16 protein-coding genes are annotated in these 16,597 nt (G+C 69.3%); 6 read left to right on the forward strand and 10 right to left on the reverse strand.

The window, feature by feature from the left end:
- Nucleotides 1–44: 44 nt before the first annotated feature.
- The gene (aceE, locus tag ACIY1X_RS00145; protein ID WP_399677078.1) at nucleotides 45–2,762 is read right to left on the reverse strand and encodes a pyruvate dehydrogenase (acetyl-transferring), homodimeric type; all 2,718 of its coding nucleotides are present in this window, start codon (nucleotides 2,760–2,762) and stop codon (nucleotides 45–47) included.
- 183 nt (nucleotides 2,763–2,945) lie between these two features.
- Here aceE and ACIY1X_RS00150 point away from each other — a divergent pair, with 183 nt between their 5' ends.
- The 5 genes from ACIY1X_RS00150 (at nucleotide 2,946) to ACIY1X_RS00170 (ending at nucleotide 9,851) form a co-directional block, all read left to right on the forward strand.
- Nucleotides 2,946–5,486, forward strand: coding sequence for a PAS domain S-box protein (locus ACIY1X_RS00150; RefSeq protein WP_399677080.1), 2,541 nt, complete (start codon nucleotides 2,946–2,948; stop codon nucleotides 5,484–5,486).
- Entirely contained in the window at nucleotides 5,483–6,136 is a 654-nt protein-coding gene (locus tag ACIY1X_RS00155; protein ID WP_038210239.1) for a response regulator transcription factor, read from the forward strand. The genes ACIY1X_RS00150 and ACIY1X_RS00155 overlap by 4 nt, the downstream gene beginning before the upstream one ends.
- Before the next feature lie 81 nt (nucleotides 6,137–6,217).
- Nucleotides 6,218–7,069 carry a bifunctional methylenetetrahydrofolate dehydrogenase/methenyltetrahydrofolate cyclohydrolase FolD gene (gene folD, locus ACIY1X_RS00160; RefSeq protein WP_399677082.1) on the forward strand — a complete coding sequence of 284 codons (852 nt, stop codon included), beginning with the start codon at nucleotides 6,218–6,220 and terminating at the stop codon, nucleotides 7,067–7,069.
- Between the two features lie 36 nt (nucleotides 7,070–7,105).
- Nucleotides 7,106–9,157 carry a M3 family metallopeptidase gene (locus ACIY1X_RS00165; RefSeq protein WP_399677083.1) on the forward strand — a complete coding sequence of 684 codons (2,052 nt, stop codon included), beginning with the start codon at nucleotides 7,106–7,108 and terminating at the stop codon, nucleotides 9,155–9,157.
- A 52-nt stretch (nucleotides 9,158–9,209) separates the two neighbouring features.
- Complete coding sequence (locus tag ACIY1X_RS00170) at nucleotides 9,210–9,851, forward strand: glutaredoxin family protein (RefSeq protein WP_399677085.1); 642 nt, start codon at nucleotides 9,210–9,212, stop codon at nucleotides 9,849–9,851.
- Between the two features lie 9 nt (nucleotides 9,852–9,860).
- Here ACIY1X_RS00170 and rpiA read toward each other — a convergent pair whose 3' ends face one another.
- Nucleotides 9,861–10,550 (reverse strand): ribose-5-phosphate isomerase RpiA, encoded by a 690-nt coding sequence (gene rpiA / locus ACIY1X_RS00175; protein WP_399677087.1) that lies wholly within the window; start codon nucleotides 10,548–10,550, stop codon nucleotides 9,861–9,863.
- A 51-nt stretch (nucleotides 10,551–10,601) separates the two neighbouring features.
- Here rpiA and ACIY1X_RS00180 point away from each other — a divergent pair, with 51 nt between their 5' ends.
- Complete coding sequence (locus ACIY1X_RS00180) at nucleotides 10,602–11,660, forward strand: quinone-dependent dihydroorotate dehydrogenase (protein ID WP_399677089.1); 1,059 nt, start codon at nucleotides 10,602–10,604, stop codon at nucleotides 11,658–11,660.
- Between the two features lie 62 nt (nucleotides 11,661–11,722).
- On the opposite strand, the gene ACIY1X_RS00185 is transcribed toward ACIY1X_RS00180, so the two are convergent.
- The 8 genes from ACIY1X_RS00185 to ACIY1X_RS00220 all read right to left on the reverse strand — a co-directional run bounded on the left by ACIY1X_RS00185 (nucleotide 11,723) and on the right by ACIY1X_RS00220 (nucleotide 16,573).
- A complete protein-coding gene (locus ACIY1X_RS00185) occupies nucleotides 11,723–12,424 on the reverse strand; it encodes a phage holin family protein (protein ID WP_399677091.1) in 702 nt (233 codons plus the stop codon).
- 72 nt (nucleotides 12,425–12,496) lie between these two features.
- Nucleotides 12,497–12,805: a DUF883 family protein gene (locus ACIY1X_RS00190; protein ID WP_038210216.1), complete on the reverse strand. Its 309-nt coding sequence runs from the start codon at nucleotides 12,803–12,805 to the stop codon at nucleotides 12,497–12,499.
- 106 nt (nucleotides 12,806–12,911) lie between these two features.
- Nucleotides 12,912–14,018 carry an NAD(P)/FAD-dependent oxidoreductase gene (locus ACIY1X_RS00195; RefSeq protein WP_399677093.1) on the reverse strand — a complete coding sequence of 369 codons (1,107 nt, stop codon included), beginning with the start codon at nucleotides 14,016–14,018 and terminating at the stop codon, nucleotides 12,912–12,914.
- 28 nt (nucleotides 14,019–14,046) lie between these two features.
- Nucleotides 14,047–14,262, reverse strand: coding sequence for a hypothetical protein (locus ACIY1X_RS00200; protein WP_399677094.1), 216 nt, complete (start codon nucleotides 14,260–14,262; stop codon nucleotides 14,047–14,049).
- A gap of 124 nt (nucleotides 14,263–14,386) precedes the next feature.
- A complete protein-coding gene (locus ACIY1X_RS00205) occupies nucleotides 14,387–14,845 on the reverse strand; it encodes a hypothetical protein (RefSeq protein ID WP_399677096.1) in 459 nt (152 codons plus the stop codon).
- 60 nt (nucleotides 14,846–14,905) lie between these two features.
- Nucleotides 14,906–15,157, reverse strand: a complete 252-nt coding sequence (locus ACIY1X_RS00210) for a hypothetical protein (protein WP_399677098.1) — start codon at nucleotides 15,155–15,157, stop codon at nucleotides 14,906–14,908.
- Nucleotides 15,158–15,621: 464 nt separating this feature from the next.
- Entirely contained in the window at nucleotides 15,622–15,924 is a 303-nt protein-coding gene (locus ACIY1X_RS00215; protein ID WP_399677100.1) for a hypothetical protein, read from the reverse strand.
- Nucleotides 15,899–16,573 (reverse strand): SOS response-associated peptidase, encoded by a 675-nt coding sequence (locus ACIY1X_RS00220; protein ID WP_399677101.1) that lies wholly within the window; start codon nucleotides 16,571–16,573, stop codon nucleotides 15,899–15,901. The genes ACIY1X_RS00215 and ACIY1X_RS00220 overlap by 26 nt, the downstream gene beginning before the upstream one ends.
- Between the last annotated feature and the right edge of the window lie 24 nt (nucleotides 16,574–16,597).

Below are 16,597 nucleotides of genomic sequence, written 5' to 3' on the forward strand. Positions count from 1 at the left end.
TCTGTCTCCCGCCCGTCCCCAGGCGCTCGTGGTTGTGATGGTTGTTACGCGTAGAGCGGGTTGATCTTGTCGGCGTTGATGCCGTACTTCTTGATCGCCTCGGCGGCCTTGGCCGCGGGCAGCACGCCGTCGTCGGCCAGCGCCTTGAGGGCAGCGACCACGATGTAGTGGCGGTTGACCTCGAAGTGCTCGCGCAGCTTGCTGCGGAAGTCGCTGCGCCCGAAGCCGTCGGTGCCCAGCACGCGGTAGCTGCGGCCCTTGGGGACGAAGGGGCGGATCTGCTCGGCGTAGGACTTCATGTAGTCGGTGGAGGCGATCACCGGGCCGGTGCTCTTGCCGAGCTGCTCGGCCACGAAGGGCACGCGCGGCGTCTCGGTCGGATGCAGCAGGTTCCAGCGGTCGGCGTCCTGGCCGTCGCGCGCCAGCTCGTTGAAGCTCGGGCAGCTCCACACGCCGGCGGCCACGCCCCAGTCCTTGGCCAGCAGTTCCTGGGCGAAGATCGACTCGCGCAGGATGGTGCCGCTGCCCAGCAGCTGCACCGTGGGCACGTTGGCCTGCTGCAGCGTGGGCGCGCTCTTGCACAGGTACATGCCCTTGATGATCTGCTCCTCCGTGCCGGGCTGCAGGCCGGGCATGGCGTAGTTCTCGTTGAGCAGCGTCAGGTAGTAGAAGACGTTGTCCTGTTTCTCCACCATGCGCTTGAGGCCGTGGTGCAGGATCACGCCCACCTCGTGCGCGAAGGTCGGGTCGTAGGTGACGCAGTTGGGGATGGTGCCGGCCAGGATATGGCTGTGGCCGTCCTCGTGCTGCAGGCCCTCGCCGTTGAGCGTGGTGCGCCCGGAGGTGCCGCCCAGCAGGAAGCCGCGAGCCTGCATGTCGCCGGCGGCCCAGGCCAGATCGCCCACGCGCTGGAACCCGAACATCGAGTAGTAGATGTAGAACGGGATCATGATGCGGTTGCTCGTCGAGTACGAGGTTGCCGCGGCGATCCAGCTGGCCATGCCGCCCGCTTCGTTGATGCCTTCCTGCAGGATCTGGCCCTTGGTGTCTTCCTTGTAGTACATGACCTGGTCCTTGTCGACCGGGGTGTACTGCTGGCCATGCGGGTTGTAGATGCCGATCTGGCGGAACAGGCCCTCCATGCCGAAGGTGCGCGCCTCGTCCACCAGGATGGGCACCACGCGCGGCCCGACGGCCTTGTCGCGCAGCAGCTGCGTGAGGAAGCGCACGTAGGCCTGGGTGGTGCTGATCTCGCGGCCTTCGGCCGTGGGCTCCAGCACCGCCTTGAAGGTGTCCAGCGAGGGGATGGTGAAGCTCTCGTCGGCCTTGGTGCGGCGGTGCGGCAGGTAGCCGCCCAGCGCCTTGCGGCGCTCGTGCAGGTACTTCATCTCCGGCGTGTCCTCGGCCGGCTTGAAGAAGGGCAGTTCGGCGATCTGGCTGTCGGGGATCGGGATGTTGAAGCGGTCGCGGAAGGCCTTGATGTCCTCGTCGTCCAGCTTCTTGGTCTGGTGCACCGTGTTCTTGCCCTCGCCGATCTTGCCCATGCCGAAGCCCTTGACGGTCTTGACGAGCAGCACCGTGGGCTGGCCCTTGTGGTTCTGTGCGGCATGGAAGGCCGCATACACCTTCTGCGAGTCGTGGCCGCCGCGGCGCAGGTCCCAGATCTCGTCGTCGGTCATGTGCTCGACCATCTTGAGCGTGCGCGGGTCGCGGCCGAAGAAGTGCTTGCGCACGTAGGCGCCGTCGTTGGCCTTGAAGGCCTGGTAGTCGCCGTCGTTGCACTCCATCATGACCTTGCGCAGCGCGCCGTCATGGTCCTTGGCCAGGAGCGCGTCCCAGCCCTTGCCCCAGATCAGCTTGACGACGTTCCAGCCCGAGCCGCGGAACTCGCCCTCCAGCTCCTGGATGATCTTGCCGTTGCCGCGCACCGGGCCGTCCAGGCGCTGCAGGTTGCAGTTGATGACGAAGATCAGGTTGTCCAGGTTCTCGCGCGCCGCCAGGCCGATGGCGCCCAGCGACTCCACCTCGTCCATCTCGCCGTCGCCGCAGAACACCCAGACCTTGCGGTTGCTGGTGTCGGCGATGCCGCGCGCGTGCAGGTACTTGAGGAAGCGCGCCTGGTAGATCGCCATGATCGGACCCAGGCCCATCGACACCGTCGGGAACTGCCAGAACTCGGGCATCAGCTTCGGGTGCGGGTAGCTGGACAGGCCCTTGCCGTCCACTTCCTGGCGGAAGTTCAGGAGCTGTTCTTCTGTCAGGCGCCCCTCGAGGTAGGCGCGCGCATAGATGCCGGGCGAGACGTGGCCCTGGATGTACAGCAGGTCGCCGCCGTGGTTCTCGCTCTCGGCGTGCCAGAAATGGTTGAAGCCGGCGCCGAACATGCTGGCCAGCGAGGCAAAGGAGCCGATGTGGCCGCCCAGGTCGCCGCCTTCGGGCGGATGGTGGCGGTTGGCCCGCACCACCATGGCCATGGCGTTCCAGCGCATGTAGGCGCGCAGGCGCTGCTCGATCTCCAGGTTGCCGGGGCTGCGCGCCTCCTGGCTGGGCTCGATGGTGTTGACGTAGCCGGTGTTGGCCGAGAACGGCATGTCCACGCTGTTCTGGCGGGCATGCTCAAGCAGCTCTTCCAGCAGGAAGTGGGCGCGTTCGGGGCCTTCGGCCTGAATGACGGCGGAGAGGGCATCCCTCCACTCCTTGGTTTCCTGGGCGTCTGCATCGTTGGCAGCCGCGCCGAAGTGGTTCTCGGGATTCGCCGACATCCTGTGTCTCCTTCGTCGATGTGTGGTCCGGTAATTTAGTGCGCGCTCGCGTGGAGCGCGTGCAGTGTCTCACAAAAAGATGGGCATTCCAAATTATGCTTGTCATTTTCTTTATATGAAATAACAGCCCGCGAAATGTCTCCGCAGGAAGGTGCGGGAGAGGCTTCACCCTACACTTCGCCGATGCCCTTCTCCAACCCCCTGTCCGCGGCGCGCCATGCGGTGAACGCTTCGCCGCTGTCGTGGTGGCGGCGCTGGTGGAAGCGGCAGACGCCGGTGTCGCAGGACCGGGTGGCGATGCTGGTGCCGCTGGTGGCGGTGCTGCTGTTCCTGGCGGCCATCGTGGCGGCCTTCTCCTATCTGCGCGCCGAGGAACTCGAGCGCGAGCAGGAATCTGTCAAGCGCGACGTGGAATACGCCCAGCAGCGCCTGCGCCTGCGCCTGCTGGAGCGCCAGGAGCAGCTGATGCGCCTGGCGCGCGATGCCGGCAACCGCGAGATCGACGCCGCGGAGTTCCGCAGCCGGGCGGAATCGCTGGTGAGCCAGTACCCCGAACTGCAGGTGGTCAGCTGGATCGACGACCGGCGCCGCGTGCAGTCCAGCTACGCCGCGCCCAGCGTGCACCCGGCGCAGCAGCGCCCGCCGGGCGACGTGCTGCGCCCCGGCGAAACGGAAAGCAACTACGCCCTGGCGCGCGAACTGCGCCAGCCGGTGTTCTCGCAACCCACCGCCGGGCAGGAGCCGCCCAGCCTGCTGCAGCTGCACATCCCGCTGTACGACCAGGGCCTGTTCGCCGGCGTGGTGCTGGGCGAGTTCTCCATCGACGGGCTGCTGCGCTACGGCGTGCCGCCGGAAGTGGCGGCGCGCTATGCGGTGTCGCTGCTGGACGCCCACGCGCACACCATCGCCGGCAACACCATCAACCCGCGCGAGGAAGAACTGCGCCTGCTGCCCTGGGACCGGCCGGCCAACGAGTTCGAGGTGCCCGTCTCGCCGGTGGGCAACGGCCTGGTGTTCCGCGCCCAGGCCTACCGCACCTCGCAGGGGCTGGTGGGCAACGGCCTGTTCTGGCTGGTGGTGGCGCTGTCGATGCTGACCAGTTGGATGCTGATCGGCACCTGGCGCCACACGCGGCGGCGCCTGCAGACCCAGCAGGCGCTGGTGGCCGAGACGAATTTCCGCCGGGCGATGGAGAACTCCATGCTCACCGGCATGCGCGTGCTCGACCTCGAAGGCCGCATCACCTACGTGAACGCCGCCTTCTGCGCCATGACGGGCTGGAGCGAAGAGGAACTGGTCGGGCAGACGCCGCCCTTCCCCTACTGGCTGGAGTCCGACCACGAGCTGATGAGCGAACGGCTGGAGGAGGAGATCCACGGCCGCGCGCTGCCCGGCGGCTTCCAGGTGCGCGTCAAACGCAAGAACGGCACCGTCTTCAATGCCCGCCTGTACGTCTCGCCGCTGATCGACGCGCGCGGCCACCAGGCCGGCTGGATGACCTCGATGACCGACATCACCGAGCCCACCCGCATCCGCGAGCAGCTCTCGGCCTCGCACGAGCGCTTCACGACGGTGCTGGAGGCGCTGGATGCGTCGGTCTCGGTGGCGCCGCTGGGCAGCGAGGAGCTGCTGTTCGCCAACAAGATGTACCGCTCGTGGTTCGGCTCCGACTCCGAAGGCCACCTGGACATGGTGGCCCAGGCCGGGGTGCCCGGCAGCCAGTCGCAGGACTCCGCCTTCGACGACGTCGACCCGCTGGCCGGCCTGCCGCTGGACACGCTCACGGCCGCCCAGCCGGCCAACAACGAGATCTACATCCCCGAGCTGGGCAAGTGGCTGGAGGTCCGCTCGCGTTACCTGACCTGGGTGGACGGGCGCCTGGCGCAGCTGGTGATCGCCACCGACATCACTGCCCGGCGCGACGCCGAGGAGCAGGCCGCCGTGCAGGCCGACCGCGCGCAGGCCGCCAGCCGCCTGATCACCATGGGCGAGATGGCCTCCAGCGTGGCGCACGAACTGAACCAGCCGCTGACGGCCATCACCAACTACTGCAACGGCATGATGTCGCGCCTGCGCGGCCAGCAGATCGACACCGAGGCGCTGCTCGCGGCGCTGGAGAAGACCTCCAAGCAGGCGCAGCGCGCCGGGCAGATCATCCAGCGCATCCGCACCTTCGTGCGGCGCAGCGAGCCCAACCGCGCGCCGGCCGAGGTCGCCACCATGGTCAGCGAGGCGGTGGAGCTGGCGGGCATCGAACTGCGCCGCCGCAACGTGCGCCTGAACCACTATGTGGCGGCCCGGCTGCCGGCGCTGAACGTGGACCGCATCCTCATCGAGCAGGTGCTGGTCAACCTGATGAAGAACGCCGCCGAGTCCATCGACCTGGCCGAGCGGCCGACCGCGCGGCGCAGCGTCGAGCTGCGGGTGGTGCCCCGCACGCTGGGCGGCCAGCCGACGGTGGAGTTCTCGGTGCAGGACACGGGCATGGGCCTGGCGCCGGAGGTGCTGGAGCGGCTGTACGAGGCCTTCTTCTCCACCAAGCGCGAGGGCATGGGCATCGGGCTGAACCTGTGCCGCAGCATCGTCGAATCCCACCGCGGCCGGATGCAGGCGGAGAACCTCTACAATGGATCGGAGATCGCCGGTTGCCGTTTTTCCTTCTGGATTCCGGTGTCCGGCGCTATTGAATCCGTAGCGAGCGACGAGGTAAAGGTCAACGCATGAGTCTGATTCCGAAGAAGGGCACGGTCTATGTGGTGGATGACGACGAGGCCGTGCGCGACTCGCTGCAATGGCTGCTCGAAGGCAAGGACTACCGGGTGCGCTGCTTCGACTCGGCCGAATCCTTCCTCTCGCGCTACGACCCGCGCGAGGTGGCCTGCCTGATCGTCGACATCCGCATGGGCGGCATGAGCGGGCTGGAGTTGCAGGAAAAGCTCATCGAGCGCAAGTCGCCGCTGCCCATCGTGGTCATCACCGGCCACGGCGACGTGCCCATGGCGGTCGACGCCATGAAGAAGGGCGCGATGGACTTCATCCAGAAGCCCTTCGACGACGAGGCCCTGGTCGCCCTGGTCGAGCGCATGCTCGAGCACGCGCGCACCGCCTTCGCACAGCACCAGCAGTCGGCCAGCCGCGACGCGCTGCTGTCCAAGCTCACCGGCCGCGAGGCGCAGGTGCTCGAGCGCATCGTCGCCGGGCGCCTGAACAAGCAGATCGCCGACGACCTGGGCATCAGCATCAAGACGGTGGAGGCGCACCGCGCCAACATCATGGAAAAGCTCAACGCCAACACCGTGGCCGACCTGCTCAAGATCGCACTGGGCCAGTCGCCCGCGCAGCCTGCCGCATCCGCCAAGGCCGTGACGCCCTGATCCCGCTGCCTTCAGCAGCGACCAGCGCCCGCCTCGCCCCCTGCGTGAGCGGGCGTTTTCACTTGTGAGTCCAGACATCCCATGACAGCCCAGCTCATCGACGGCAACGCCCTCGCCCGCCAGATCCGCGCCGAAGTCGCCGGCCGCACTCAGGCCCTCAAGGCGCGCGGCGTCGAGCCCACCCTGGCCATCATCCTGGTCGGCGACGATCCGGCCAGCCAGGTCTACGTGAAGCACAAGGTCAACGACAGCAGCGAGACCGGCCTGGCGGCGAAGCTGGAGCGCTACGGCGCCGACCTCGCCGAAGCCGAACTGCTGGAGCGCATCGACGCGCTGAACAAGGACCCGTCCGTACACGGCATCCTGGTGCAGTTGCCGCTGCCCAAGCACATGGACAGCCACAAGATCATCGAGGCCATCTCGCCCGCCAAGGACGTCGACGGCTTCCACGTCGCCAGCGCCGGCGCTCTGATGGTCGGCCAGCCGGGCTTCTGGCCCTGCACGCCGCACGGCTGCCTGCGCATGCTCGACTCCATCGGCTACGAGTTGCGCGGCAAGCACGCGGTGGTCATCGGCCGCAGCAACATCGTCGGCAAGCCGATGGCGATGATGCTGCTCGGCCGCAGCGCCACCGTCACCATCTGCCACAGCGCCACGGCCGACCTGGGTGCGATGACGCGCCAGGCCGACGTGATCGTGGCGGCGGTGGGCAGGCAGGGCCTGGTGACGGCCGACATGGTCAAGCCCGGCGCGGTGGTCATCGACGTGGGCATGAACCGCAACGCCGAGGGCAAGCTGTGCGGCGACGTGGATTTCGATGGCGTGAAAGAGGTGGCGGGCTGGATCACGCCCGTGCCCGGCGGCGTCGGTCCCATGACCCGGGCCATGCTGCTGGTCAACACCATCGAGGCGGCCGAGCGCGCCACCGCCTGACTTGAAGCCCGCTTCTCCCGCCTCCAGATGACCGACATGAGCGCCAATCCCCTCCTCGACTTCACCGACCTCCCGCTGTTCGACCGGATCCGCCCGGAGCACGTCGCGCCGGCCGTGGACACGCTGCTGGCCGAGGCCGAAGCAGCCCTGGAGGAAGTGACGAAACCGGCCTTCCCGGCCGAGTGGGCCGCCATCGCCCGCGTGCTGGACGTGGCGACCGAACGCTTCGGCCGCGCCTGGGGCGCCGTGGGGCACCTCAACGCCGTCGCCGACACGCCGGCCCTGCGCGCCGCGTACAACGAGGCGATGCCGCGCGTGACCGCCTTCTGGACCCGCCTGGGCTCCGACGAGCGCCTGTACGCCAAGTACAAGGCCATCGACCCTGCCACGCTCGACGCCGAGCAGCGCCAGGCCCACAAGAACGCCGTGCGCAACTTCGTGCTGGGCGGCGCCGAGTTGCAGGGCGAAGCGAAGAAGCGCTTCGCCGAGATCCAGGAGCGCCAGGCCGAGCTGTCCCAGAAGTTCAGCGAGAACGCGCTGGACGCGACCGATGCCTTCGCGCACTACGCCGAGCGCGACGAACTGGACGGCCTGCCGGAAGACGTGATCGCCGCCGCCCGCGCCGCGGCCGAGGCGGAGGGCAAGCCCGGCTACAAGCTCACGCTCAAGATGCCCAGCTACCTGCCGGTGATGCAGTTCGCCAGGAGCGGCGCGCTGCGCGAGCGGCTCTACCGCGCCTACGTCACCCGTGCCAGCGAGTTCGGCGACGCGGCCTTCGACAACACCCCGCTCATCACCGAGATCCTGGCGCTGCGCGAGGAAGAGGCGAAGCTGCTGGGCTACCGCAACTTCGGCGAGCTGTCGGTTGTGCCCAAGATGGCCGAGTCGCCCGCCCAGGTGGTGAAGTTCCTGCGCGACCTGGCCGCCAAGGCCCGGCCCTACGGCCTGCGCGACGTGGCCGAGCTGCGCGAGTTCGCCGCGAAGGAACTGGGCATCGCCGACCCGCAGCCCTGGGACTGGAGCTACATCGGCGAACAGCTCAAGGAGGCGCGCTACGCTTTCAGCGAACAGGAGGTCAAGCAGTACTTCCCGGCGCCGAAGGTGCTGGCGGGCCTGTTCAAGATCGTCGAGACGCTGTTCGAGGTGAAGATCGTGCGCGACAGCGCGCCGGTGTGGCATCCGACGGTGGAGTTCTACCGCATCGAGCGCGCCGGCACGAAGGTCGGCCAGTTCTACCTCGACCCCTCCGCGCGCACCGGCAAACGCGGCGGTGCCTGGATGGACGACGTGCGCGCCCGCTGGCTGCGCCCTGACACCGGCGCACTGCAGACGCCGGTGGCGCACCTGGTGTGCAACTTCGCCGAGGGCGTGGACGGCAAGCCGCCGCTGCTCACCCACGACGACGTGATCACCCTCTTCCACGAGTTCGGCCACGGCCTGCACCACATGCTGACGCAGGTCAACGAGCACGACGTCTCGGGCATCAGCGGCGTGGAATGGGATGCCGTCGAGCTGCCCAGCCAGTTCATGGAGAATTTCTGCTGGGAGTGGGATGTGCTCTCGCACATGACGGCGCATGCCGACACCGGCCAGCCGCTGCCGCGCCCGCTGTTCGACAAGATGACCGCGGCCAAGAACTTCCAGAGCGGCATGCAGACGCTGCGCCAGATCGAGTTCGCGCTGTTCGACATGCTGCTGCACACCGACTTCGACGCCGCCCACGCCCAGCCCGGCGCCGTGATGGCGCTGCTGGACCAGGTGCGCAGCGAGGTCGCGGTGCTCCCGGCGCCGCCTTTCAGCCGCACGCCCAACACCTTCACCCACATCTTCTCGGGCGGCTACGCGGCCGGCTACTACAGCTACAAGTGGGCCGAGGTGCTCAGCGCCGACGCCTACGCGGCCTTCGAGGAGACGGTGAGCCCGGACGGCGCGCCCAGCATCGAGACCGGCCGCCGCTACCGCCAGCAGATCCTGGAGGCCGGCGGCAGCCGCACGGCGATGGAGAGCTTCAAGGCCTTCCGCGGCCGCGAGCCGCAGCTCGACGCGCTGCTGCGCCACCAGGGCATGGCCGAGCCGCTGGCGGCCTGAGGGCGGCGCGGCTGCGGTAATCTCCGCAGCTCCGCCACCCCGTTACCCCCCCATGAGCCACCTGCACCCGAGACTCAGCGCCATTGCCCTTTGCCTTGCCGCCGGCAGCGCCGCCGCGCAGGGTCTGTACCGGCAGGTGGACGCCAACGGCCGCGTCACCTACACCGACCGGCCGCCGGCGGCCAGCGCCCAGCCGGTCGCGCCCGGCCGGGCGGGCAGCAGCGGCGCGGGCGCCGGGGCCCTGCTGCCGTACGAACTGCGCCAGGTCGTGCAGCGCTACCCGGTGACGATCTACACGGGTGACGACTGCGCTCCCTGCGAGACGGGCCGCAACCTGCTGCTCACGCGCGGCATCCCCTTCGACGAGCGCACGGTGAAGACGCCGGACGACATCGCCGCGCTGGAACGTCTCTCGGGCCAGAATTCGCTGCCGCTGCTGACCATCGGCACGCAGCAGGTCAAGGGCTTCGCGGACGCGGAGTGGTCGCGCTACCTGGACTCGGCAGGCTATGCGAAGAGCGTGCAGTTGCCGCCCGGCTACCGCAACCCGCCGGCCCAGCCGCTGGTGGCGCAGCAGCGCGTCACCCCGCCGGCACCGGCGGCCACCGCTCCGGCCGAGGCCCCTGCCGCGCCGCCCCCGCCGGCAGACGCCAACGGCCCCACGCCCTCGAACCCGGCCGGCATCCGCTTCTGACGGCGGCGCTCAGCCGAAACTGAGCGTCTGCACGCCCTGCGGCGCCGCCAGCAGGCACACGTCGGCCTTCTGGTGCGCGAACACGCCGACGGTGACTACGCCCGGCCACTGGTTCACCTCGCTCTCGAAGCCCAGCGGATCGGCGATCGCCAGGCCGCTCACGTCGAGGATGTGTTGGCCGTTGTCGGTGACCAGCGGCGCGCCGTCCTTCTCGCGCACCTGCGCCACGCCGCCCAGCGCCGCGAACTGCCGCATGATCCGCCGCACCGCCATCGGGATCACCTCCACCGGCAGCGGAAAAGCGCCCAGCACGTCGACGCGCTTGGAGGCGTCGGCGATGCACACGAAGCGGCTCGACTGCGCGGCGACGATCTTCTCGCGCGTGAGCGCCGCGCCGCCGCCCTTGATCATGAAGCCGCGCCCGTCGATCTCGTCGGCGCCGTCGATGTAGACGGCCAGCTCGTCCACCGCGTTGCTGTCGAACACCTCGATGCCCAGCGCGCGCAGCCGCTCGGTCGACGCCACGGAGCTGGAGACGGCGCCGCGGATCTCGCCCCTGATCGTCGCCAGCGCCTCGATGAACTTGTTGACGGTGGAGCCGGTGCCCACGCCCACGATCTCGCCGCGCGGCACGTAGGCCAGCGCGGCCTGCCCCACCATCGCCTTGAGTTCGTCCTGGGTCGGTGCGGGTGCGTTCATGGCGGAAAATCCTGGGTTCGTCTCGACAGAAAAGAAGCCGCGAATTATCCGATGCTCTCCCTCGCCTACGGCCTGGCCCGCCCCTTCCTCTTCGGGCTCGACCCCGAGGCCGCACACGAACTCACCCTCGACAACCTGGCGCGCACGCAGAACACGCCGCTGGCCTGCCTGTACGCCTCGGCGCGCATCGACGACCCGGTGACGCTGGCCGGCCTGGCCTTCCCCAACCGCGTCGGCCTGGCCGCCGGCCTGGACAAGAACGCCCGCTGCATCGACGCCTTCGCCGCGATGGGCTTCGGCTTCGTCGAGGTCGGCACCGTCACGCCCAGGGCGCAGCCCGGCAACCCCAAGCCGCGCATGTTCCGCCTGCCCGATGCGCAGGCGCTGATCAACCGGCTGGGCTTCAACAACGAGGGGCTGGACGCTTTCGTCGCCAATGTGCAGAAGGCGCGCTTCCGCCAGCAGGCGCAGCGCGCCGGCCGCACGCCGATGCTGCTGGGCCTGAATATCGGCAAGAACGCCGCCACGCCCATCGAGCGGGCGGTGGACGACTACCTGCTCGGCCTGGAGGGCGTGTACCCGCACGCCGACTACGTGGCGGTCAACATCTCCAGCCCCAACACCGCCAACCTGCGCAGCCTGCAGAGCGACGAGGCGCTGGACGCGCTGCTGGGCGCCATCGCCGAGCGGCGCGGCGTCCTGGCGGCCGCGCAGGGCCGCCATGTGCCGGTGTTCGTCAAGATCGCGCCGGACCTGGTGGCGGACCAGGTGGCGGTCATCGCCGACACGCTGCGCCGCCACGGCATGGACGGCGTCATCGCCACCAACACCACGCTGGAGCGCGCCGCCGTGCAGGGCATGCGCCACGCCGGGGAGACCGGCGGCCTCTCGGGCGCGCCGGTGCGCGAGGCCAGCGACCGCGTCGTGGCGGGCCTGCGCGCGGCCCTGGGGCCGGACTTCCCGATCATCGGCGTGGGCGGCATCCTCAGCGGCGCGGACGCACAGGCCAAGCGCGCCGCCGGCGCGGACGTGGTGCAGATCTACACCGGCCTCATCTACAAGGGCCCGGCGCTGGTGCGCGAGGTGGCGCAGGCGCTGCGCCGGGGCTGACAGCCCGCCGAAAAAGAAAAAGCCGCCGGCGCATCACGCGCTCGGCGGCTTCCCGGAAAAACTCAGCGCAGTTTCCAGAGGATCGGCAGCGCCCAGCTCGCGGCCTTGAGCACCCGGCGCGGACCGACGGCCGCCAGCAGCACCGCGGCCGCGGCGCCGGCCGCCACCGGATGCTCGCGCGCCATGCGCGTGGCCCGCGCCTGCAGCGGCTCGCGCGCCGTGCCTGCCGCCACAGCCTCCGCCTGCGCCGCCTCGGCGGCGGCCTCCAGGCGCTCGGCCAGGACCAGGCGCCGGCGCTGGCCTTCGATGCGGTCGACCAGCTCGGCCAGGGTGGCCGGGCGCGGCTCGCGCGGCTTGTCCTCGTCGCCGAAGCGCGCCTGCAGCCACTCGATGTCGCGCTCGAACTCCAGCTGCGCCGGCTGCACGGCCGACGAGGCGCCGCGCAGCGACGTCACCAGGCCGACCAGCGCGCCCGCCCAGAGGACGATCCACACCAGGGCCACGATCCAGGCGGCCGTGCTGCGCTGGGGCGTGTCCCAGAAATGCACGATCACCGCCAGCGAGAGCAGCACCGCCATCACGATGGTCAGCCCGACCAGCGCCACCAGCAGCGCCGCCATGCGTTGCAGCGGCGTCTTCAGGTCGGCGAGCGCCATGCGCACCAGTTGCGCACGGTCCTCCGCCGCGATCACGCCCTCGCCCACGGCGGAGCGCACGCGGGCAATCCGTTCGTCGATGCCGAAAAGACCCAGCAGCCGCTTCATGCGCCGCGCCTCCATGCTCCCTGCAGATCAAACCCGCGGCGCCGGAGCCCGGCCGCCGACAGGGTCGGACGCTCAGCGGCGGCCAAGCAGCAGGCCCACCAGCACGCCGACCGCCAGTGCGCCGGCGGCGATCTGCCAGGGCTCGTCATGGGCGTAGGCGTTGGCGGTCTGCGCCGCGTCCTTGGCCCGCTTGGCGGCGATGCGGCTCTTCTCGGCCGCCAGCTCGCGGGCGATGGCCAGCTTGGCCTCGACACGCTGCTTGAGCGCCTTGACCTGAGGCACGGATTCCAGTTCCTTGCTGGAGAGCACCCCCTTGACGTCGCTGGCGAGGTCTTCGACCACGGCGTTGGCGGCTGCTTCGAGATTCTTGGTTGCGGACATGGGTGATGAACCTTCCCTCAGTGTGATCACGACGCCGGCGAAGCGCCGGCAGTGGACACGCCTGCAAGCGGCGTGCCGACCATGTTACCCCGTGATGCGCGCGGCTTTAGTGGGATATGTCCGGCATTCGGGCCACGAATTCCGCAATCGCCAGGCTGCTGGTCAGCCCAGGCGACTCGATGCCGAACAGGTTGACCAGCCCGGCGACGCCGTGCTCGGCCGGCCCCTGGATGACGAAGTCGCGGGCCGGCTCGCCCGGCCCGGAGATCTTCGGCCGGATGCCCGCGTAGCCCGGCTGCAGCGCCCCGTCGGCCAGGGCCGGCCAGTACTTGCGGACCTCGGCATAGAAGCCGTCGGCGCGGGACGGATCGACCTCCAGGTCGTCCGGCGAATCCACCCACTGCACGTCGGGCCCGAACTTCGCCTGCCCGCCCAGGTCCAGCGTCAGGTGCACGCCCAGCCCCGCGGCTTCGGGCACCGGATAAATCAGCCGGCTGAACGGCGAGCGCCCGGCGAGCGTGAAATAGCTTCCCTTGGCCCAGTGGGCGGCGGGCACGTGCCGCGGGTCCAGCCCGTCGAAGCGCCGCGCCAGCGCCGGCGCCCCCAGACCCGCCGCGTTGACCACTGAGCGGCAGCGCAACTGCGTGCCGTCGACGCCGACCAGGTCGATCCCCGCCGGCCCGCAGACGGCGCGCGCCACCGGCGACTTGAGCGCCAGCATGCCGCCCGCGTTCTCCAGGTCGCCCTGCAGCGCGAGCATCAGCGCGTGGCTGTCGACGATGCCGGTGCTGGGCGAAAGCAAGGCGGCCTCGCAGGACAGCGACGGCTCCAGCGCGCGGGCCTGCCGCGCATCGAGCGCCTGCAGGTCGTCGACGCCGTTCGCGCGCGCCTTGCGGACGATGTCCTCCAGTGCCGCCGCCTGCGCGGGCGCCGTGGCCACGATCAGCTTGCCGCAGCGGCGATGGGGGAGGTTCCGCTCGGCGGCGTAGGCGTAGAGCATCTCCTTGCCCTGAACGCACAGCCGCGCCTTGAGCGAGCCTTGCGGGTAGTAGATGCCGGCGTGGATCACCTCGCTGTTGCGGGAACTGGTGCCGGTGCCGATGGCGCCTTCAGACTCCAGCACGATGACCTCGCGGCCCTGCAGCGCCAGCGCACGCGCGACGGCCAGGCCCACCACACCGGCGCCGATGACGGCGCAATCGAATTCGTCCATGCGGCGAGCTTAGCCGCTGGACCGGCGCTCAGACCATCCGCCAGCGGAAGTTGGCCGCGCGCATGAAGTGCCTGGACAGCGTCAGCCGGCGCCACGCACGCAGCGCCTGTCCGTGGTCCGGCTTGACCGGCGGGGGAATCGTCGAATCCGAGGGCGGCGCGGCGGGCATGGCGGGGCCGCGGTCCGGCTCCACGGGCAGTTCGGCCGGATCGTCGGGCGTGATCGGCGTGGGCAGGTCTGGCATGGCGGCCTCCTTTGCTGCAGATGATGCGCCGATCCGGCCGATGCGCGGCAGGCGGAGGCCGCCGCGACCGGGCGTCGGCCGAGGACCACGCGATGCCTGCCGGATGGTGGTGCCGCGCAGCGCCTCACCGGCCTTGGGCACGACGCGCGGCTACGCCGTCCCGCCGGCCCATTTCCCGGGCTGTCTGCGCGAGCCAGCGGTCTGCCTCCGCCTGGCCATGGTCACGGATGCGGCGCCGGTATTCGGGTGCAAGCGAACGCATCATGGCCGCCTGATCCGGTTCAGCAGCCCGGCGCGGCGCCGCCGCCTGAGGACCGCCTCTCGCCCGGCGGGCGCGATCCGCCTTGCACACGCCTTCGTCCGGCCATTGCGCGCAGTACTTCCTCATGGTCGGCGACAGCTCGTCCGAGGCGTGACCGCCCTGGCCGATGTTGCGGGTGCCGCTCAGCGTGGATTGCCCCAAGGCGGTCGCGCCCATGCCGGCACCCAGGTCCATCGAGGCGCCGGGATCGAACTGCGCCTGGGCCTGGCCGAAGCAGAACGCGGCGAGCGCCGCGACGCCAAAGATCGACATGGATTTCATGAGGGTCCTTCCATGTTGGCTGCCGATGCAGTGCGTCGTGCTTCGGCAGGAGCCGGCGCCCTACTTCGGATGGATCAGCCGGGCGTCATTGCGACCCATGCGGCAGTCCTCGAGGAAACCCTCCGCAGCGCCGGGCGAGGCCTGGAAGAGCCGGAACTGATCCTCGCCGATCACGAAGTACGCCTCCCATTCGGCGGCCCGGTTCATGCCGGAGACGGGCGTGGAAAGATAGTATTGACCGGTTTGCCGGTCGACGCCAAGAGTGAAGCGGTGTTCGCGGCTGACGAATCTGTCCAGGAAGCGCGTCGTCATGTGTCGGGGCCCCCCGGCTTGGCGATGGGGCCCGTTCGGCCGCCCCGAATCCGTCCCACGCGGGGTGGGACGTCGATGAAACGGGAATGCTTCTTGTGAATGGTGGGCGATGCAAGGTTCGAACTTGCGACCCCTGCAGTGTGAATGCCAGTTCGACCCATGCCGCAGGTTCGTCTCAGAGGGGAAGCGGCGCTCCTGACAGGCTGGAATGAGCCAGATTTTTCAGGAAATTACACCGAAATTGCACAGGCAGAATTGCCCCATGTACTGCCTCCTCTACGTCCTGCGCTTCGAGGGGCAGAATGCAGCCGTGCTGACCTTCGGCGTCCACCTCTTCTCGCCCACCCACATCCGCCTGCGCTGCCCGATGTGCGCCAGGACGTGGGAACTGCACCGGCAGGAGCCCTCCCCGCCCGGCGAGACCTACACCGCTCGCTGCGGCAACTGCGGTCGGGAGGGGAAGTTCACGACTCCGCCCAATCCAGCATCACGCCCAGTTGGCCCGGCTGGATCTTGAGCGCTTCATTGGCTGCGCGCTCGGCCAGGTCCAGAGCATCGAGCGCCCTGCTTTGCTCCGGCGATGGTCGGAATGCCTCGTTGGTGTCGCTGTCGCCCCAGTCCAGCAGGGCGACCTCTGCCGCATAGGCTTGGGCTGGTGTCACACCGGCAGCATCTAGGGCTTGCTCCGCCGCCCGTTGGGCGATGTGCAGTTGCTCGGGCGTGGCACCGTCCAAAAGCGCCTCAAGTCTCACTTGCGGGTCCGGCATCAAATACCTCCACGGGGGCGAGTTTCAGGAGCGCCTGCGCATCAGCTGTGGTCCCGGCGAGCCACTGATCCCAGTCTTGCGGCTCCAGCGGGATCACTGACCGCTTGTCCTGCTGATCTGGTGGCAGTTTCGGATCTGGCTTGTGCATGCGGCGCATCAGGGGATGTGTATCCGCGTTGATGGTGAGCATGGTGTAGGACTCGTGGACTTCCCCTGTCGTCCTGTCGGTCCACGTCGCCCATAGCCCGGCCAGGCCCCAGGGCTGCCCATCCGCACGGCGGAAGCGCCACCAGACATTCTTGCCGGACTCCCAGTTGGGCTCGTCGAAGGCCCAGGCGGGGATGATGCAGCGTTGCCCGCGCTTCCACGGGTCCTTAAAGGTGGCCTTGCCCTCCAACTCCTCGCTGCGCGCGTTGTTGGTGGAGTAGGTCAGCTTCGGGGTCTTGGCGAACCAGGGGATCAAACCCCACTGGCCCACGACCAGCTCGCGCGAATAGCCGTAATCCCCCCTGGCGCGCCGCACGAACGGCCCAGGCGCGCGCGGGAACACCTCGCGCGGGGTGTCGTACCACCGCGGCTGATTGGCCCGGCCGATGTGCCAGAAGTCCTCGATCTCGCGCTCGGCGGGCGACTCGTAACGGTTGCACATGAGCCCATTGTGGAGCGGCTTGGA

Origin of the sequence: Xenophilus sp. (assembly GCF_044462705.1) — a bacterium.
GTDB lineage: Bacteria > Pseudomonadota > Gammaproteobacteria > Burkholderiales > Burkholderiaceae_C > Xenophilus > Xenophilus azovorans.